This window comes from Glaciimonas sp. PCH181, assembly GCF_003056055.1.
Lineage (GTDB): Bacteria > Pseudomonadota > Gammaproteobacteria > Burkholderiales > Burkholderiaceae_D > Glaciimonas.
Genome location: NZ_PYFP01000001.1, coordinates 17,148 through 37,421, shown reverse-complemented (window position 1 = coordinate 37,421; position 20,274 = coordinate 17,148). Strand labels below are relative to the sequence as shown.

The 20,274-nt window shown below is 49.2% G+C and carries 15 protein-coding genes and 1 pseudogene; 4 read left to right on the top strand and 12 right to left on the bottom strand.

Annotated features, from left to right (window positions below):
• Positions 1–285 precede the first annotated feature (285 nt).
• The 8 genes from C7W93_RS00175 to C7W93_RS00140 form a co-directional block, all read right to left on the bottom strand.
• Complete coding sequence (locus C7W93_RS00175) at positions 286–1,422, bottom strand: porin (RefSeq protein ID WP_108438217.1); 1,137 nt, start codon at positions 1,420–1,422, stop codon at positions 286–288.
• Between the two features lie 407 nt (positions 1,423–1,829).
• Entirely contained in the window at positions 1,830–2,567 is a 738-nt protein-coding gene (locus C7W93_RS00170) for a cysteine hydrolase family protein (RefSeq protein ID WP_370446367.1), read from the bottom strand.
• Positions 2,568–2,730: 163 nt separating this feature from the next.
• The gene (locus tag C7W93_RS00165; RefSeq protein ID WP_161539844.1) at positions 2,731–4,377 is read right to left on the bottom strand and encodes an ABC transporter ATP-binding protein; all 1,647 of its coding nucleotides are present in this window, start codon (positions 4,375–4,377) and stop codon (positions 2,731–2,733) included.
• A 10-nt stretch (positions 4,378–4,387) separates the two neighbouring features.
• On the bottom strand, positions 4,388–5,338 hold the full coding sequence (locus C7W93_RS00160; RefSeq protein ID WP_225869708.1) for an ABC transporter permease: 951 nt from the start codon (positions 5,336–5,338) through the stop codon (positions 4,388–4,390).
• Positions 5,335–6,270 carry an ABC transporter permease gene (locus tag C7W93_RS00155; protein ID WP_108438215.1) on the bottom strand — a complete coding sequence of 312 codons (936 nt, stop codon included), beginning with the start codon at positions 6,268–6,270 and terminating at the stop codon, positions 5,335–5,337. Before C7W93_RS00155 ends, C7W93_RS00160 begins: the two co-directional genes overlap by 4 nt.
• A gap of 43 nt (positions 6,271–6,313) precedes the next feature.
• A complete protein-coding gene (locus C7W93_RS00150; RefSeq protein ID WP_161539843.1) occupies positions 6,314–7,876 on the bottom strand; it encodes an ABC transporter substrate-binding protein in 1,563 nt (520 codons plus the stop codon).
• A gap of 187 nt (positions 7,877–8,063) precedes the next feature.
• Positions 8,064–9,131 carry a LacI family DNA-binding transcriptional regulator gene (locus tag C7W93_RS00145; RefSeq protein WP_108438213.1) on the bottom strand — a complete coding sequence of 356 codons (1,068 nt, stop codon included), beginning with the start codon at positions 9,129–9,131 and terminating at the stop codon, positions 8,064–8,066.
• Positions 9,132–9,526: 395 nt separating this feature from the next.
• Positions 9,527–10,669: a PLP-dependent aminotransferase family protein gene (locus C7W93_RS00140; protein ID WP_225869707.1), complete on the bottom strand. Its 1,143-nt coding sequence runs from the start codon at positions 10,667–10,669 to the stop codon at positions 9,527–9,529.
• A gap of 462 nt (positions 10,670–11,131) precedes the next feature.
• Between C7W93_RS00140 and C7W93_RS00135 the strand changes: the two genes are divergently transcribed.
• The 4 genes from C7W93_RS00135 to C7W93_RS00120 all read left to right on the top strand — a co-directional run bounded on the left by C7W93_RS00135 (position 11,132) and on the right by C7W93_RS00120 (position 16,802).
• On the top strand, positions 11,132–13,252 hold the full coding sequence (locus C7W93_RS00135) for a hydantoinase/oxoprolinase family protein (protein ID WP_108438211.1): 2,121 nt from the start codon (positions 11,132–11,134) through the stop codon (positions 13,250–13,252).
• The gene (locus tag C7W93_RS00130; RefSeq protein WP_108438210.1) at positions 13,249–15,081 is read left to right on the top strand and encodes a hydantoinase B/oxoprolinase family protein; all 1,833 of its coding nucleotides are present in this window, start codon (positions 13,249–13,251) and stop codon (positions 15,079–15,081) included. Before C7W93_RS00135 ends, C7W93_RS00130 begins: the two co-directional genes overlap by 4 nt.
• A gap of 1 nt (position 15,082) precedes the next feature.
• On the top strand, positions 15,083–16,216 hold the full coding sequence (locus tag C7W93_RS00125) for an alanine racemase (RefSeq protein WP_108438209.1): 1,134 nt from the start codon (positions 15,083–15,085) through the stop codon (positions 16,214–16,216).
• A gap of 139 nt (positions 16,217–16,355) precedes the next feature.
• The gene (locus C7W93_RS00120; protein WP_108438208.1) at positions 16,356–16,802 is read left to right on the top strand and encodes a cupin domain-containing protein; all 447 of its coding nucleotides are present in this window, start codon (positions 16,356–16,358) and stop codon (positions 16,800–16,802) included.
• Positions 16,803–17,029: 227 nt separating this feature from the next.
• Here C7W93_RS00120 and C7W93_RS24875 read toward each other — a convergent pair.
• From C7W93_RS24875 to C7W93_RS00095, 4 genes and pseudogenes are all read right to left on the bottom strand, one after another.
• Positions 17,030–17,822 (bottom strand): annotated as a pseudogene (locus C7W93_RS24875) (transposase); the annotation flags it as partial.
• A gap of 375 nt (positions 17,823–18,197) precedes the next feature.
• Complete coding sequence (locus tag C7W93_RS00105; protein ID WP_108438205.1) at positions 18,198–18,647, bottom strand: DUF1178 family protein; 450 nt, start codon at positions 18,645–18,647, stop codon at positions 18,198–18,200.
• A gap of 114 nt (positions 18,648–18,761) precedes the next feature.
• Positions 18,762–19,454 (bottom strand): peptidoglycan DD-metalloendopeptidase family protein, encoded by a 693-nt coding sequence (locus C7W93_RS00100; protein WP_370446366.1) that lies wholly within the window; start codon positions 19,452–19,454, stop codon positions 18,762–18,764.
• A gap of 280 nt (positions 19,455–19,734) precedes the next feature.
• Entirely contained in the window at positions 19,735–20,169 is a 435-nt protein-coding gene (locus tag C7W93_RS00095) for a hypothetical protein (RefSeq protein ID WP_108438203.1), read from the bottom strand.
• Positions 20,170–20,274: the final 105 nt, after the last annotated feature.

The following is a 20,274-nucleotide window of genomic DNA, read 5'->3' as shown; positions in this document are numbered from 1 at the left end:
CCGAATCCCAACCTTTACCACCTGGCTTTAGTGGAACCCGTAGTCGTTCCGGACACCACGGTAACGGTCTTATAAAAAGTTGTCGTTCGATGGCTTTGCTACAGAACTAATACATGCAAAAACGCAGTCGGAAATTTTCGAAGGGAACGTGGATTAGCCTCCCTTCCTTAAACAACAAGTAACACCAAACTAACTTGGTGATGCTACCTATTTTTAAAGCGACAAAACGAAACGGCCTCGCAGTTTTTCTCTGATGAAGCCGTTATCGCCGTACCGCTACAAAAACTAAAAGCTATGTCGTATACCTACGCGGACAAGGGCCTGGCTATTCGTTGATGAAGCTGACAAACCCTGAATCTGCGCTGCAGGCCCACCATTTGCACCGGCAATAAAAGGGTCGCCACCAGCGCGCAGATAAATACCTTCGGCGTATAAAGTCGTACGCTTTGACAAGAAGTAATCTGCCAGCACACTGAATTGATTAAACTTTGAATTAACCACGCCAGGGCGACCGCTGATACCTACTGTAGTGTAGGTATAGGCGGCGACGAGCATCAGCGTTGGCGCGACCAAATATCGTGCGTTCAATTCATAATTATTAAAATTATTGGTGATCCCGCTGGTCAACGTCGGCCCTACATTGTTGTATTTGGAGCCCGTCCAGACTGCGCCCAAAAGCGCTGGGCCCAGCTGATAGCTGCCGCCCAATCCATACATCCGTGCACGTGAGGCCGTCACCGGCGCATCTGGCGCGGTGCCAGCCGGATTAGGACTGGTGGTGCTGGCGCCCCCGTTATCAAGTTCAAGATAACCTACGCCCAATTTAAGCGGACCATTTTCATATTTTGCGCCAGCGCTCCAGGCACGGTCATTTCCGAAAGCACCGATCTGATTACTAAACGCGTACATTACGCTCGAACTAAAACCCCCATACGTGTTACTTGCATACTTAACGGCGTTGTTAAATCGAATCGTGTTGTTGGTGTTGTCGTTATCAAAAGGATGCGCAAAATAGAGGCCGGTATAACCCCCATTCGAAGTCAATGGTGCCAAATTCCCCACCAACGGATCATATTGACGGCCCGCTGTCAGCGTGCCCCACTGCGTACTTTGCAAGCCGACAAATCCTTGCCGCCCGAAAAGTTTGCCGCCTTGACCAAGTGCACCGGTGTTTGGGTCAAATCCACTTTCCAGGGTAAAGATCGTTTTTAGCCCACCACCAAGGTCTTCTGAACCTTTAAATCCTAGCCGACTTCCTTGTACGCCGAGACTGGTAAATTGCAGGTTGGCGCTGCCTTTTTGGTTAGTGGAATAAGTGAAGCCCTGGTCGAACACCCCGTAGATGGTTACGCTAGTTTGCGCAGAGGCAAAATTTGCAGTGCAAGCGACCATTATTGCGGAACTAGCTAATACTTTTTTCATGATTTACACCCGTCTCCGTCAGTTAAATTGTTACTCATTTTTTTACCGCTGACACCCCATTTTTTATTTTGGCTACGTTGTCACGAGGCCTCCCCGATTAATATGAAACGATTCATTTAAATTAAATATAAAACGTGAAAACTACTTGGTCAATGCATTTTTAAGTTTCAGCCTTATAAAGCGACTTATTTCTATTTTTTCTCAAAAAAAATAAAATACTTAGCTCTAATTCTTCTCTAAAAATAGTCCGGCTTACTCAACAATTATGTAACGTTTCATTTTGTGAAAACAATAATGACGTTGCAATGCGAAGAGCATGAAAATACTTACCGCGAAAAGCGTGCTTCGGTGAGCACGGTGGCTAATTTAATCTGCTTACTTGTTACGTTTGCTGCATAAGGGCGACGTCAGGCACGGGCTATGATGGCCTGCATTTCGGCTTGCGAAAGGCAGTTCGCTCGCGAGGTAAATCCTGTCGCGACTAGGTGGTCATGCACCACCGGATCTGGGTCATAGCAACAATCCTTGACGCAGAAAATCCTGTAATCAGCATCACTTGCATGCGAAACACCAGAAAGCACAACCCCAGTGGTTTGAACGCCAGCCATAACAAGCGTGTCGATGCCAGCGGTTTCCAACAAAATTTCCAGCTCCGTACCGAAGAAGGGATTCACACGACGTGCGGTCACGATGGCTTCTCCGGACTGCGGCGCAACGTCGGCGTGAATCTGATCATTCACGAACAAGCCGGTGCTCTTTAGCCACATTCCGCTACGATTTCTTGGATTCACCTCGGGGTAGCCAGCACTAAAACCCATCCGAATAAAAATCACTTTCAGGTCATTTTTACGTGCCGAACTCAACAACGCCCGGGTATTTTTTATCACTGGCACTGCGCCCGGTATCAGCTTGAAAATATCGTTTTGATAATGCATGATGAGCACCGCGGTGCGTGCCGGATCAATCCGACTATCATTCAGGACTTTCTGCCCATTTACGGATTGCGCCGCCGCTGGAGTTGTAACGCCATACGCCGCTTGCGTGGCAAGGAGCGCGGCCGCACCTACCGTTGTGAAGGTTGATTGAAGGAATCCACGACGGGATAAATCTTGTTCATCCGGTCGCTTGGGTTGTTGTTTATCCATTTTCGTATTTGCTAACGGCTTCATTACAGTGGGAGCGCGGCGCCGCATAACCGCGCGCCACGAACATAAAAATGTTCCATTCGTTACTGGCGCAAAACTTTGCCCCTTCAAACATCAATTATTTCAACCCCACATCAACACGACACAACTGAATACGCAAACATTATCCAAGCCCGTCCCCATGACTAAAAATAGCACTCGGGCGCCCTGACAAGCCTTTCGGAATAGCCTCCAATAGCTCTTTGGTATAAGTATGTGAAGGAGCAGAAAGTACCTCGTCAGCAGGCCCTTGTTCGACGATAGAACCTCGACTCATCACCACTACGCGATCGCACAACTGATTTACCATTGCCAGATCGTGGCTGATAACGACCAAAGTCACGCCAGTCTTCGCGCGCAGATTACGCAGCAATTCTATGATTTCAGCCTGCACCGATACGTCAAGGGCCGAGGTAGGTTCATCGGCGACCAGCAGCCTTGGCTTACGTGCAATCGCCCTTGCGATGCACACGCGTTGGCGCTGACCTCCCGAGAGTTGATGCGGATATCTGCGCCCCATCGTGACCGGCAACTGTACCAGGCGTAACAATTCCTCCAATGTCATATCGCCGTCGCCAATAGACTCAAGCAATGTTGTTGCAATAGTTTTTCTTGGATTCAGGCTTGCATATGTGCTTTGAAATACCATCTGCACTTCGTTTCTAAAAGTATGCAACTGCTGCCCGCGCATGTCAGCGATATTTTGTCCCCGGAACAAAATCTTTCCGATAGTCGGATCAAAAAGCTTGGTCACCATCCTGGCCATGGTGCTTTTACCACTACCGCTCTCGCCGACGATACCGACCGCCTCACCTTCACAGATACTGAGAGAAATTTGGTTGAGCGCAGTTGAGCGCCTGCGATCGAATATTCTGGCGACGGCCGAACGCGCAACCGGATAGCTTTTTGTGACACCCTGAAAATCCAACAAAAAAGGGAGAATCGGCTCTGGCGCTGCGACAACTTCTGGCGGTTTGTCACTGGCAGTCAAACGCGGCACGCTGCGGAAAAGAATCTGCGTATATTCATGCTTCGGACGCAAAACGATGTCCTCTACGCCGCCCTCCTCCAGAATATGCCCGTGCCGCATGACGATTGCGCGGTCGCATAGCTCTGCCATCAAATCCAGATTATGCGTAATAAATACTAGCGATATACCAGAGTCTTTTACCAAATTTCTCAGCAGCGTAACGATCTGCGCCTGAACGGTGACATCAAGCGCAGTAGTCGGCTCATCCGCCAATATAAGTTGCGGCTTGCACGCGATCGCCATGGCAATCATGACACGCTGACGCATACCGCCGCTCAACTCATGCGGGTAAAGCTTCACGCAGCGCGCAGCTGATATACCTACTTTTTCTAGTAACGCATTGACCTCTTTAGCGATATGCGGCTTGGACATCGGCTGATGCGCTTTGATGACATCTGCAATTTGCTTGCCTACCGTCACGCATGGATTGAGTGCGGTAGTGGCGTCCTGAAATATCATTGATACTTCTGCCCCTCTTAACGCGCGCAGTTGCTTTTCTGGCAGACCGACCAGCTCCCTGCCATTCAGCTTGATACTGCCGCTGGTAATGACGCCGCCGCGCCCCAGCAATTGCAGGACCGACATCGCGGTAACACTTTTACCTGAGCCTGACTCCCCCACCCAGCCGACAATTTCGCCAGTATTGACGGTCAGATTAATGCCGTGCAGCACTTCATTTTTTGCCTGGCCTTGCCCAAATGCGACTCTGAGATCCTTGATTTCAAGTAACGGTACATTCATCATCGTCTCCTTAATCCCTAGATACACGGCGTGGGTTCATCACTGATTGCAAACCGTCGCCAATAAGATTAAAACCAAGCACGGTGAGAAAGATTGCGCCACCAGGAAAAATGTTGACCCACCACTCTCCCGAAAAAATAAAGTTTCTTCCTTCAGAAAGCATCCCGCCCCAAGAAGGTGTCGGCGGCTGCACTCCGAGACCGATGAAACTGAGCGACGACTCCACCACCAGACCGATCCCCAGTAGCAGACAAGCTTGGATCAAGACCGGCGCGATGCAATTCGGCAGTATCTCGCCAAACATCAGACGAAAATCTCCCGCGCCCTGAATCCGTCGCGCTGCCACGTATTCTTTTTGGACTTCTATCTTGGCAAAAGTGTGCGTCAGACGTGCCAGACTGGGCGAGTAGAGCACACCAATGACGATGATTAACTTGACCTCGTTACTGAGCGAGAAAGGCCCGATCTGCGTCGCACCGGTTCCTAAAATACCGACGACGGCAATTGCCCAGATCAGCAACGGAATCGACGCCAGAATCTCCATAATTTTCATGAGAATTTCTTCGGTCCAGCTACCGGAATAGAAACCGGCAAACAGTCCGCTGGCGACGCCCAGAATCATCCCGATTGCCACTACGGAAGTACCAATCCATAACGACGTGCGTGCACCCCAAATAACGCGACTGAGAATATCCCTGCCAGCATCGTCGGTGCCGAACCAGAAGGCAGCGCTGGGTGCCTCCAATCGGTGATCCATAAACATTTGGTCGGGCGAATGCAATGGTAAATAAGGTACTAGCAGTGCCATCAGCGCTACCAATAAAACGATTGCCAGGCCAAAGTAAAACATGCCATAGCGAGGACGCTGTATTTTTTCGGTGGGCGCAGGTACGCGCTTTTCAGAGATCATTTTTTTAGAAGGCAATTCAATGTTGATACTTTTAATCGCTTGGTGGGTCATCGTGCACTCCCAGCGGGATTGATGAGCTTTCCGAGCAGATCGGATAAGGTATTTGCGGTGATAAATATTGCCGTGATGACCAAAACTACCGCCTGCACCATTGGGTAATCCTTCTGCAGAATGGCTGTCAGCAATGCGCGCGACATGCCGGGCAGATTAAATACCTGCTCAATGATCAGCGCCCAACCAAACATATAGCCGTATATCAGTGCCGCCATAGTGACGAACGATGGCAACGCGTTTTTTAAAATGTACCACCAGATCGTGATCCGCTTAAGGCCCATTGCTTCGACCGTTCGGACATAATCCTGTCCCAGAACTTCTATCACTGTCGAACGGGTTAACCGGGTCAGCACCGCCATGTAATACAGCGCTATGGATAATGCAGGCATCAACAAAGATGCAAGATGCGCAAGTTTGCCATCCTCCCAAGGGATAATCCCGCCTGGCGGCAGCCATTCCAATGTCAGAGAAAACATTCGGATGAGCAACAGTGCCAGCCAGAATCCCGGCAACGACAAAAATACGATGCAAATAACACGCACAAATTGATCCAGCATGCGACCTTCATAAAAGGCCGCTGCCATTCCAAACACAATCGAAAAAATGGTCGTCATCACGAAAGCCACGGTGACGATTTCAAGCGTCACCGGCAGCGTTTCTGCAATCTGTGAACCGATAGGCAGACCGGTAATATAAGAGTCCCCAAACCCGGACGTCGCTGCTGCGCTAATCCAACGTTGGTATTGCGTTAAAACAGGCAAATCAAGACCGTGCTCGTGGTCAAACGCAGCGACCTGCTCGGCCCGCGCATCGGCTCCGAGCACGATGTGCGCGGGCGACGTTGGGGTCATACGGCACATAACGAAAAGCACACAGCTCACAACTAAGAGCACGATCAACGACGAAGAAATTCGGCGAACTATCCACATACCAAATTCCTCCGTTTACACCAAAAAAATATTATTTTCATGATCAAGCTAAATAAGTATTAAGTAACCGCAACGTCCCTGCTTCATTCACTTCAAATCCACGAACATTGGATCGCCATAAATTGGTATTTTTCAATGTGCCAATCCATATAACCGGTGCATCTTTGGCTAAGATATCCTGGATCTTGTACAACACCGGCTGGAGTTTTTCGCGTGCTTCAAGCGTATAACTTTCAGCGATCAGTTTTACTAAGGCCGGGTTCTGATAGCCGGTGGCTTTTGCTAGCGGTTCCGTGGGAACAAATAGGGCTTTTGAGACAAAAGTAGGATCTGCAGGACTCACCGCAGCAATCAGCGCGGCTTGATGATTACCAAGCGCAACCTGAGAAAATACCGTCACAAGTTCTGCCGGTTTGAGGTTAACTTTAATCCCAAGCTGCGCCAGTTGGGACTGGATAAATAACGCGGTATCTCCCGCTTTCAAGATGTAAGACTGGGCAGAAAACATCAGATCAAACTCGGCGCCTTTTGCATAGCGAGATCGCTGTAATAGCGCTTTGGCTTTTTCCAGATTGAATGACAGACTGCGATTTGCCTCTTGATTACACCACCAGGTGGAACTCGGCATTGGCGTAGCCGAAGGTTCGACCACACCCAGACAAACCTTATTACAAATTGTGTCGCGATCAATGGCGTTCGACACAGCGGCACGAAATAAAGGATCGTCGAAAGGGGCTTTGTTGTTATTGCCTGCAAGCAAAAAAGAACTGCCGCGGGCGAGTTTACTTTCGCCGACGATGCCCACCTTACCGCGCATTCCTGCGTAATCCCGGCCTGCTGGTGCGGCAATAATCTGAACGCTATTCGACATCAAAAACGCCAGTCGTGCGGACTCTTCTGGAACAACTTTGATGACCAGCTTTTCCCATTTAGGGAGATCTTTTTTCCAGTACGCCGGGTTGCGTTTAAGTTCGATGTAATCGTTCGTTTTGGATTCCACAAAGATTGCAGGACCAGTGCCGAGGCCTATCGGTGTATGCCTGAAATAATCTGCGCCGTATTTTTCTCGACTACCGACCGGGAAGATGCCCATGTACTTCGTCATGTAATCAAGGAAAGCACGATAAGGATGCTTGAGTACGAATTTAACTCTTAGCGGATTTTCAACCGTGATAGAAGCTATCGGTGTCCAAATATCGCGGCGGTAGGCCTTATTCACAGGATCGAGAATGTACTCGTAGCTATATTTCACATCCTCGGCGGTGAATGCCTGGCCATTCTGAAAGTGCACATTTTCTCTGAGGTCGAATGTATAAGTAAGCCCGTCCGGCGAGATATTTGGCAACGCGCGGGCCAACATGGGAACTCTATTGCCATTGCCATCAATTTCAATCAAGTTCTCGAAAATCAGCTGATTCACCACCATAGCGTCATGGTTGGTCTGATTGATGGGATCAAAAGTGGATGGATTGCTGGGAATTGCTACGGAGAGCGTTGTTGACCCTGCTGCCGCAGCCAAACCGCTGCTGCCGCCGGCGAGTATTAAAGCCGAGGCAGTGCTCAGGCCCTGGACGAAAGTACGCCTACCTTTATTGAAAAAGCTCATCATCTCTCCTAAGGATATTTGACTATTTTAATTGAACTATGAAACGTTTCATCTTTCGGTAATATAGAAATAATTCTTCCTCATGTCAACACTTTTTCCCTTTAATTTCAGATGCTTAACTATGGCGCAGCATTGTTTTTGATAGCCCCAATTTAGTGCTAGCCAAGCACTAAATTGGGGCTGGTATTCAGGCGGGCGTTTTTACGATGGTGCAAGACTCTCGAACCACCAATTCAGCAGGAAATACCACTTTTTGCTTGACCGTATTATTGGTTTTTCCAAACAGGTTTAATAACATTTGCGCTGCTGTGCGACCAACTTCAAATCCGTTGCCTCGGACAACCGTAATCGACGGCCGCAAAACCTCCATCAAATCAGTCTCGCCGATAGAAATAATGGAGAGGTCAGCAGGTACAGAAAGCCTTAGCGTCTTAGCGACTTTTAAGACCATTGGTATATCGCCTATATTTGCGATAACCGCCGTGGGGCGGGTGCTGGGGCTGAGAAGTCCCGCGCAGTTGGTCATGCTAAAGGACCCTGTGCGCAATAACAGACTATCGTCGACGGTTAAGCCTGCTTCGGTATAGGCTAAACAGTAGCCCCGCTCCTGCTCGCGCCCTGTCAGCGTGGCCTGGTGCCCGGTGACGATCAAAATGCGTGAATGTCCAAGGCTAATAAGATAACGTGTCGCCTGATACGCACCATCGGCATGATCGGTGATAACTGCATCAAACTCGCCATTGATGTCTCGCTCCCACAGCACAACCGGTATGCCAATCCGGCGCAGCAATTCAGCTCTGGACTTGTCTTCATCATTGGTGATAGTGAGCAGCAAGCCATCTAACTTACGCTGCCTGAAAAAATCGATATTTTGTAGTTCGCGCTGCATGTCGAAGTGTGATGACGTCACTAGCACTGCGTAATTAGCCTTGGCTAATGCCTGCTCGGCTCCACTCAGCATTTGCGCTGCCACTGCCTGCGACACATCCGTCACCATGCAACCGACGGCCCGAGTTGAACCTTGACGCATGCTCTGTGCAACGCTGTTCGGCTGAAAACCAAGTGTCTTGATTGCTTGGAGCACGCGCTCTCGCGTTGCTGGCAGCACGGTGCTGTTATTGTTGATGACGCGGGACACTGAACCAACGGAAACCCCGGCAAGTTTAGCCACCCCTAATATCGTGGGCATCTTTTCCCGGCCCTCTTGCATTGTCAATTTGGCTTCCAGTGCCTTATCACCGTTTATTTTTCGCATCTTTTCTTCTCACATGGTCTTGGGAAACTCAACGATACGGCCCTTGAATAAATCGTTCCATTCGAATTATATGCAGGATTGGCAAACGGTGTGGCGTTATTGTAGGCAAGTCAGATAAGAGTAAAAACAGAAAATTCGGAGAAGTCATGCATAAATTTCTCCAAAACAGAAGGAAAAAGCAGCTATTTTGAAAGAACTTCAATGCGCCGACATTTTCCGAAAACGTAAGGATCATTCTTATAAAAACCGCATTAAGCGCCTTAATATGAATCGATGCACCAATATCGCGTTAACTATGCCGAGCACTATCCCCATCTCATAGGCATGAAGGCGTCCACCCTATACGCCACCGTCTTGTAGACGCCCAAGGCTTGCCAAGGTTAAGACGAATTTACCTATTTACCAATATTAATATGCTCAATCACAAGCGCACTTAGGATTTTTATACCGGCTTCGATTTGCGTCGCATTTACCGTCGCAAACGACAAACGCATAGTATTACTGTGTGATGGCGTATGCGCAAAAAACGACCCACCGGGCACAAAAGCGACCCCCTTCTCAATTGCAGCATTAAGAAGATCAACTGTATTGACATGGATCGGCAGTGTTACCCAAATAAACATGCCGCCCATTGGATTGGTCCATTGCACTTCAGGAGGCATATTTATCTCCAACGCGCGCATCATTGCATCGCAACGCTGCTTGTACAAATCACGAATATTCGAGAGATGTGTATCGAAAGAACCATTGCTGACAACGGCATAGACCAGTTCTTGTGCGACAGAACAGGTATGCAAGTCAGTCGCCTGCTTGGCCTGTACCAGCTTATCCAGAATTTCAGTAGGCGCGACGATAAAACCCACGCGCAAACCCGGAGCCAACACTTTAGAAAACGAACCAAGATAGACCACACGCTCTGGATCCATCGACTGCAGCGTAGGAAACTGTTCGCCGGAATAGCAAAGTTGTCCGTAAGGATCGTCTTCCACTAGTAAAAGATTATGTGCCTGCGCCTTTTCAATTAACGCCTGGCGACGGCGCATGGAGAGCTGACGCCCGGTCGGATTCTGAAAGTTCGGCACGAGATAGAGAAACGACGCATTCTCACAATCCTCAGCATTAATCGCCTCGGTAACAATGCCATCTTCGTCCGAAGGCACTGTCACGTATTCTGGCTCGTATATTGAGAACGCTTGCAACGCGCCCAGATACGTCGGTGCCTCGACCAATAAGCGGCGGTTACGCTCAACGAATATCTTTCCCAGTAAATCCAGACCTTGCTGCGAGCCGGTAGTGATGATGACGTTGGCCACCGGGACTTGCAATCGCTCACCAATCCATTTTCGTAGCGATGGCTGCCCCTCTGTGGGTCCGTATTGAAATGCGCTTGGACGAGTTTTATCAAACAGGGTGTGCCACGCGTCGCTTAACGCATCAAGCGGAAACTTTTCTGCAGCAGGAAGCCCTCCTGCGAAGGAAATAACGTGAGGCTGTTGCGTGAACTTCATCATTTCTCTGATAACAGAACTTTTCATCATCAGCGTACGTTCCGCAAATTGTGGTGAGTGATTAGATTTCATGTTTTTCGGTGTTTAGGTTGAGTGGTAAATTTTTGACAACTGCATAAGATGAAGTGCGCCAGCGAAATGTCTAAATGATCGATAACCGTTATTGATAGCGCTCTGCCAATGCCATCAGCACACTCGGCGCGACTTGCGCTGCATCAAGCCGTCTTGCTATCCATCCATAAACGAGCGTCGTTATCGTTTTGCATGACAATTTGCTGAATATAAATTTTTTAAAACGTGTCATTATACGGCCACAATGAATCGTTTCATTGTAATATAGATAGACACAGCAAGGATTGCAAGCGTTTATTGACTTTTATCCACGCTGTTGTAATATATCGTTTCATCGGCATCTCACGCGCCGAACTTTGACTCACGCAAAGGGCTAAAAGCCACCTTGCCTGCAAAATTCAACACTTCATGAGGTATTAAATGGCCACAAATATTCGTTATCGGGCTGGCGTCGACATTGGAGGTACTTTTACCGACATCGTGTTACTAGGAACCGACGGCTCCATCCACACCAAAAAACTCTCCTCGACGCCCGATGATTATGGAAGAGCAATCGTGACCGGGCTCACATCGCTGCTTGCATCCTTAGGTGCCACTACAGCACAAGTCGATGAACTGGTGCACGCCACCACCATTGCGACAAATACCGTACTTGAAGCTAAGGGCGCTAAGACTGCGCTGATTACAACCAAAGGTTTCCGCGACGTTGTCGAAATTGGCCGACTCCGAGTTCCTGGGCTATACGACTTGAATTACGCTAAACCCACACCGTTAGCGCTGCGTCGGCATCGCTATGAGGTCACCGAACGCGTGTCTAGCAATGGCGATGTCGTCACACCTTTAGATCTTTCTAGCCTCGATTACGCCATCGAAAACATCAAGACTGAGGGCATCGAAGCAGTAGCAGTCAGCCTGCTGCACTCTTACGCAAATCCGCAGCATGAGCAATTGATTCGCGAACGTCTGGTGAAAGAATTCGGCGACGCCGTTTATGTCACTTGTTCAAACGAAATTCTGCCGGAAATCCGTGAATACGAAAGAACTAGTACCACCGTTGTAAACGCCTATTTGGGACCTGTCGTCTGCGGTTATTTGCGTAGTCTTATCGCAAAATTACGTGATGCAGGAATGAACGGCGCTGTTCAAATCATGCATTCAAACGGCGGCGTTATGACAGCCGATGCAGTGATGGTGAAACCGGCGGCGATTATCGAATCCGGTCCGGCTGCTGGCGTCATCGCTGGCGCGCACGTCGCCGCGATTTCGGGTTATCTGGAAGTTATCACCGTAGACATGGGCGGCACAACCGCCAAAGCAGCCATTATTGAGGGCGGTGAGCCAGCCCGCACAACAGAGTACGAAGTTGGTGCCGGAATTAACTTAAGCAGCAAATTGGTAAAAGGCGGCGGCCATGCGGTCAAACTGCCGTTCGTCGACGTTTCAGAAATTGGCGCTGGCGGCGGTAGCAAAGTGCGTATGGATGTCGGCGGCCTGATTCGCGTTGGTCCAGATTCTGCTGGGTCGGTCCCGGGTCCAGTGTGTTATGACATGGGTGGCGATATACCAACCTTGACCGATGCAGTGCTGACGTTGGGTTATTTAAATCCAGAATATATTGCTGGCGGCGAGGTTCGGCTGAATGCAAAGAAAGCGATTACGGCGATTGAAGAAACGATTGCCAAACCGGGCAATCTCGACCTTCTTGACGCTGCATTTGGCGTCTTTTCGATTGCGGCGGCCTCTATGACACGTGCTGTAAAAGCGGTATCGACCTATCGCGGCCGTGATCCACGGGATTTTGCATTGTTCGCTTTCGGTGGGAATGGCCCCGTCATTTCCCATGCCATCGCTGAGCTAATGGAAATGGATACACTCATCATCCCACCGCGTCCAGGAGTTTTCAGCGCAATGGGTCTTCTATACTCGAAGACCCAACACGAACACATGCGCACCCTTTTTAAACCGCTGAGCGAAATTGCCGATGGCGAATTGGAAAATGCATTGCTTGGATTAGCCCGGAAGGCTAGCGGCGACCTGATCGCTGAAGGCTACTCTGAAAATGATATTGCGCTGACCTACGCATTGGATATCCGTTACGCAGAGCAAGCTTATGAACTCAGCGTTCCCCTGTCTTTTAATGGCAAAGAAAAGATTGACCTAGAAAAAGTTGCTCTCGATTTCCATGCTGAACACCGTCGCACATACGGCCATGCATCAGAACATGAACCAGTCGAACTAGTCACCGTGCGCTTATCGGGCGGGCTTAAGTTGCAGGAAAATCGTCGCTACGAGGCTGAGAAATTAGAGTCTGGGGATCAAGTAGAAAGCGCCCGTGCGTCGAAAACCAGAAAAGCCTACTTTGGCAAAAAACATGGCCTTATCGATACGCCTGTACTGACCCGCAAGGAGCTGCTCGGCCGGCAAATAGTCGGCCCCGCGATTATCGAAGAATATGATTCGACCTGCGTTATCCCACCCGGTGCAACAGCAAGAATTGACAATCACCAAAACATCCACATCCAAATGGGAGTAGCCAAATGAGTACGCAACTCGATCCAATCACACTTGAAATAGTGAAGAACGCGCTAAGTTCGATAGCCGATGAAATGGCGCTTGTTATCCTGCGCACAGCTTATTCACCGATCGTTCGCGACTCAATGGATTACTCCACAGCAGTATGCGACCGCGAAGGCAGAACCATCGCACAGGGTCTGACCTTACCGATCCATTTGGGATCTTTTCCAAGTGCGATGCGCACCCTTATCGCGCAGCATGGCGAATCGATGCGGGCCGGTGACGCATTCATCATGAACGATCCGTACACCTCGGGCGGCATGCATCTTCCCGACGTATATATCATCTTGCCTATCCACTTCGAGGGAAAATTGGAAGGCTTTGCCGCCACGATTGTTCACCATACCGACGTTGGCGGTTTGATGCCGGGCAGCATGGCACTCAATGCCACCGAGATCTATCAAGAAGGACTGCGGATTCCTTTAGTCAAACTGTTCTCCGAAGGCACGCCGAATCAAGCAATCTTCGATATTTTTGCCACAAATTCAAGAATGCCAACACAGCTACTGGGCGATTTACGCGCGCAAATCGCTGCATGTCATGCTTGTGAGCGCGGCATTCTGCATCTGTTGCAAAAGTACGGTTCTTCATCGTTTAACGAATACGTCAATGCGCTGCATGACTACTCCGAAAAACTCACGCGTAACGCCATTTCTCAGATGCCAGATGGCGAGTATGAAGCCATCGATTACATTGATGGCTTAGGTGAAAGTGGCGAGCCTATCGTTTTCAAAGTAAAGATCATTGTCAGCGGCGAAGAGTTAGCCATTGATTGGAACGGCACACATCCACAAGTCCGGGGAGCAATCAACTGTCCTATCGCAACGACTATCTCCGTTGCATTCGCAGCGGTGCGTGCTGTAGCTTCTGTCGACATCCCAAATTGCGACGGTTTCGCTCGTCCAATTACAGTGCGCGCTGAAGCTGGCAGCCTGGTGAACGCGGTTGAGCCTGCGGCTTGTGCCGCCCGCGGCGTCATTGCTTACCGGATGTTCGATACATTGATGCTGGCGTTTGCAAAGGTCGTACCTGAACGTGTTCCCGCCGCTGGCGAGGGAGGCCCTACCGTCGTTTCAATGTCAGGTCGAAAAGCCGGAAAATCATGGCTAATTACTGATGGCATTTTGGGCAGCTGGGGCGGTCGTCAATTAAAAGATGGCGTTGATGGCATCTCCAGTCCGTTGGCGAATATGTCAAATCAACCGATTGAACTGATTGAGGCTCGCCTGCCGATTCGGGTCACCAGTTATGGGCTAGTTAAAGATTCAGGTGGTGCAGGTAAACATCGCGGCGGCCTTGCCATCAAACGGGAATACGAATCGACCGAAGAAGGTGCAAATTTCACGGTTCGATCAGACCGTCGTCTCCATCTCCCGCAAGGACTGAACGGAGGTTTCCCAGGCTCTCCTTCACTCAATATTCTGCACGATGACGCAGACGGTGAACTTTTACCGGTGATGCCGATGGGGCTTAATCCGATTAAAAAAGGACAAGTCTTTACACACATCGCCGCTGGCGGCGCAGGACACGGCAATCCAATTGAACGCGATCCTCAAGACGTGCTGGCAGATATTCTGGACGACAAAATATCCACTTCGCTTGCCCGCGAATTGTATGGCGTAGTTCTCACAAAAGGCGGCGACGCGATAGACGAAACATCGACCCGACAAAGCCGGGAAAAACTGGCTAAAGTGAGTTTTGAGCAGCGTGCGCAAACACAGATAGAAATATTCGGTACCACCAATGCTATCAAACCGGCATGGCTGCAACAAAGCGCTGCAAAGGGAGTAAATTGACATGCCATATCCTGGGGAAAAACTGCACGATGCGCGGTTACTCCGGCCGAGCTGGGTAGAGCTCGACTATTCCGTGATTCATCAAAATCTAGCTATTGCCCGCAAACTGATTGGCAAAGACAAACGCATTTATTTCGTCTGCAAAGGTGATGGCTTTGGTTTTGGTGCGGACGAAGTGGCGCTGGCTGCCGCAGCAGCGGATGTTGACGGTCTATGTGCTGGCAGCCCTGAAGAGGTAAAAAAAATACGGGATGCCGGAGTCACGCTACCCATTGTTCTATTTGCCTCGACCCTACCAAACGACTTGGGAAAGGCCATTGACTTAGGCGCAACGGTGACGATTCAGAGCGAGGAAGCATTAAATGCGGTTTTGGCACTGAACAGGGATGTAGAGATATTCGTCGAGATAGACTGTGGATTTGGACGGTTCGGCTTCACTGAAGATCAATGGAAGGTTGCATTTGCCAGACTGGCGGTCCAAGACAAAGTGCGTATGAAAGGTATTTATTCACACCTCAGTGCGCCCGATGACAGCGAAATTTCTACACGTCAACGCCAAGTTTATGAAACTGCGCTGGCCGATGCAGAGGCTTGTGGTCACGTCGATTTCGAGCGGATGCTGGCAAGTAGTCGCGTGATGATCAATTATCCTGACTGGCCTTATTCGGCGGTAGATCCGGGGCGTTTCATCTATGGCGCTTTAGACGGCGAACACATGAAACGTGCAGGATTGAAACCGCTGCTGCATGCCATTAGAGGACGTATCATCCACGTTCAGACGCATCCACCAGGTACGATGCTTGGCATCGGTTATGGGGTGCCTATTCGGATTGAAACGACCAAACGTCTGGCGATTGTTCCCATCGGATTTTGGGACGGCTTAAATCATGTTCCACCGTTAAGCCGGGCGATTGTGAATGGGCAATTCGTCTCAGCAATGGGACGCCGCACGTTCCAGCACACGCTGTTAGATGTCTCTGATGTTCCTGATGCAGGCGTTGGCAGTCTGGTGACTTTTATGGGGAACAGCGGAGATCTTTCTATTTCAATCGATGAACTCGCTCAAGATATGGGTATTCCGGTAATGGAAGCTATCCCGCGTCTGGTAAGAGCGCTACCCCACGTACATTGTTAGTGATTTAATCGTGGTCCCGACTTTATTATCTTAGGTCGGGACCATTTAAATACCGCCATGTTTGCGCTGTACAAACCCCAAAAAAATATTTTTAATAAAGCCAATTTTTTATTTTAAAAATCCAGTTTCATCAAATCAAATGAATCAAAACCCTACAACAGAAACGAAATTTTCCCACGTCAAGCCAGAAGACACCCATTTCAAAGCAGATGGACTCCGTGACTTCTTTTTATACAAAGACATGGGTATCGCCGAGGCAACAAATGGGAAGGTAGTCGCGCAATTGGTACGTGCCAACAATGCGCCCGAAAAAGGTACGGGCTGGCATGTCCATGAGGCCCAATTTCATATCGTATACATGCTAAAAGGCTGGGCGAAATTTATGTATGAGGATAAAGAAACGCACGTATCGGCTGGTGATTGCGTCCATCAAAATCCAGGCATTCGCCATTTCCTATTTGATTACTCCGCAGATATGGAATATTTCGAGGTCGTTGGTCCGGCGGATTTTTCCAGTATTTCGGTTGCTGGACCATGCTCAGTTCCCGCACCGAAGCCTTGGGATATTCGAAATAAGCAATTATAAATAGCGCGTGAATGTACCGGAGAGCGCACTTGAAACAGCCATGAATGGCCCGTTAAAAGTAATAAAATGGACGCCCTCTTTCAAACACGGCATCTAAATGCCGTAGTGGAAATCGTTACTGTCCGCTAAACAATGAAAGGAGCGTCCAAAATGAAGATTACTACTATCGACGTGATGCTGAGAACCATCGAACGACGCCATCCCAAGCTGGACTTTACATGTTCGATTTCGATAGTAGTAAAACGCCAAGGTGCTACCTGCTCAGCCGGACAATGGTATTCGTCATTTTGGGAGTTATAAATGAAATCACGTTTATCAAAGAGGCCTCTTGTGCTTGGGCCGACATTGACGCCAGCTGCGTACAATCATGACTAACATCAATCACTTCATGCGACACGATCAGATGATTTTTAGTGTCGACAGCCGTTTGGACGTTATATCCCACCATGCCAGTGCCTCGCCCGCTTGTGGCCATGAACCTGGCATCCGGATCTGTCAGTGATATTTGTTTGTCAGGAGTCTGCTGCAGTGGCTTGTTAATTTCATGGAATTCTTCAACCTTGTTCTTGATGGAGGCAATTTTTTCTTTCAGATGCGCGACCCGCGCTTCGGGAACCGATTCGGGTCGGCGGTCGGCACGATCCAGTTCCTCGAGATAGCGCGCAATGTTGGATTCGAGTTGTTCGATACGCACTTGAAGCTTCTTGTCAGTAAAGTTTTGTCACGATTGTTGACGGCTTTGAACTTACTGCCGTCAATAGCAATATCGGTATCGGCAAACAGATCGAGGTTACGGCAAAGCAGAACGAACTGTCGACAGACTTTGCTGATCGCTGCTCCATTGGTCTTGCGAAAGTCGGCAATCGTCTTAAAGTCTGGCATCAGGCGATTTGTCAGCCACATGACTTCGATATTGCGTTGGGCCTCGGGTTCCAACCGGCAACTGGACTGAACACGGTTGAGATAACCATAAATGTAGATTTTAAGCAGTACACCAGGATGATAAGACGGCTGTCCGGTCCTTTCCTTGGACAAAGCGTTTCATCGGAAACATCGATCAGTTATACGATAAGTATGTGATCGCCAAATCTGGAAATAGTTTACTAGCTGGATGCGTTTTCACACAGCCTCGGTCGTTAACGACCTATGGCGACTGGCCGCCACTGATTGCCGTCATTCAATTTTGCAAGCGCTGAACTGAACTCGCCTAAAGAACGGTCGTCAGTCACTGATAAATGATGCTAACAATCTCATGAGGGGCGGCGTGATATGACTATCGCTTAAATTATAAATGTTTTTGTCTCTGTCTATGCTTTAAACGCTAAGTACTCCTTTAACAGAGCACCTAGCGTTTAAACGATCTAATAACCTGACTACCAAATTCTCGCAGCAGTATCACTGCAGCGGTTGCGTCAACCGTGTCGGCAATGCCAGCTCCACCACATCAATCCCCTCCTCTGCCAACTCTTCGCGCTGACTGGCGCTGGCTATGCCGCGTATCGCATGCGTGGGGACTTCTTTGTAGTGAATACGGCGCGCTTCTTCTGTAAACCGCTCGCCGACATCTTCCGTATTTTTAATCACGTAATGCGCCATCTCCATAAAGGCTGCATTTTGTTTCATCGCAACATCCTCGCGTGCCGCATGGTTTGCCGTTGATGCGCCGGTCGCCGCTGCGTGGGACAAATTGAGATGCGGCGCAGAAGGCAATTTACGAATAGTAGGGCTATCGCATGTCGGGCAGGCGATTTGATGATGTTCCGATTGCGATAGAAAATCCTGCTCCGAAGAAAACCAGCCTTCAAAACGATGATCTTGATCGCAGCACAAATTGTAGACTTTCATCGCTATTCAAATCCCATAGAAGAAAGTAATCGCATCCAGTTCAGATGTGATTTTAGACCATTAACGTTAGCACATCATTTTGCGCCACTACCACCGCTATTGCGCTCGCCCGAATTAGCGCCCCGGAAATATCCCGGCCGGATCAATCGGCTTACCATCACGACGAATCTCAAAATAGAGCTTGACGGTGCTGCTATCGGATTTCCCCATTTCGGCGATCTGCTGACCTTTACTGACCATCTGGCCTTCTTTGGCGAGTATGACCTTATTATGCGCATACACCGATAGCAAACTGCCGGTGTGCTTAATGATTAACAAATTCCCGTAGCCGCGTATTCCTGATCCGGCATACATCACCTTGCCACTAGCCGCCGCCAGCACCGGCTGCCCACTCTGGCCAGCGATCTCGATACCTTTTTTCTTGGCAGAGAAACTGGCAGTTTTTACGCCATCCGTTGGCCATATCCAGTCAATCCCGGTTTCCTCAACTTTAGGCGATGACGATGGCGTTACCGATGGGGTCGAGGCTGCACGGGTCTTTGTTTCTGTCGCATTGCCACCAGCACTGCCCGGTGGTACCACCCGCAAAACCTGGCCTACTTCGATCCCGTTTGCATCGGCAAGTTTATTCCAACTAGCGATACTGCGATGACTCTGATTAAATTTGCGGCCGATACTATATAAAGTATCGCCCTTTTGGACGGTGTAATAACCGGGTCCGGCAGGGGCAGTGCCGCCGTTGGGCGTACTGCATGCGGCGATCATCGCGATTAAAACACCGAATACTGCTAAACGAATTTTCTGCATTCTCATTTCTTTTCACGGATTCGGAATATCGGCATCCGATATGAAGAATTGCATTCCTCTACATTCCTTTGATGAGCCTTAATTGTCGTATCCAGTTGACGACCAGCGCAAAGAAGACCCGTAAGCGGGGTCGGCAATCTCTGTTTCAAGGGCAAATAAAGGAAGTATTTTACCTACCCCGCGCATCAACTGTCGCATTTGTACCGTTTGCCACTGCAAGCAAACGGAAAGTTAAGACAATTGGACATCAAAGAAAGGCCGTAATTCGTCGCTGTAGTCGTTATTTTTCGTTAAAAGACCGATTTTGTTCCAGCGCACGCTGCGCTAAACACGCCTGCGTCGCCGCATTCGTCGTGTCAACACCAGCACCACTGGAATATGACTGATCGATTTGCTTACAATCCTTGTCAAATACGGCAGAGGAAGTTGCCTCGACAACAGATGTTCTTGGAATCGTCTTTAAGAAGAAATGCAGGCCGAGCCCGCTAATTCCCATCAAGACTATCGTCCCCATTTGCAACATCCACTTGCGGCGTTCCCATTCGCGATCTGGATCGGCTATACCCGCGGTATCGATACGTTGGGCATCGAAAATACCGGCATTGGCTTGATCCGATACGGCACTTTTCCCGCCCGAATTCATTTCACCATTATTTTTATACTGGCGAGATACGACATCGACTGCCGCATTGCCTTGAAATTTTGTAACGCCCATTCCCCTTGTCTCCGCCTTATAGTGCAAACAATTGCATTCCCGTCGCCGTGTAAAATATTTAATACCGTTGCCACCCAGATCCGCCGCACTGAACGGTATTTTTTA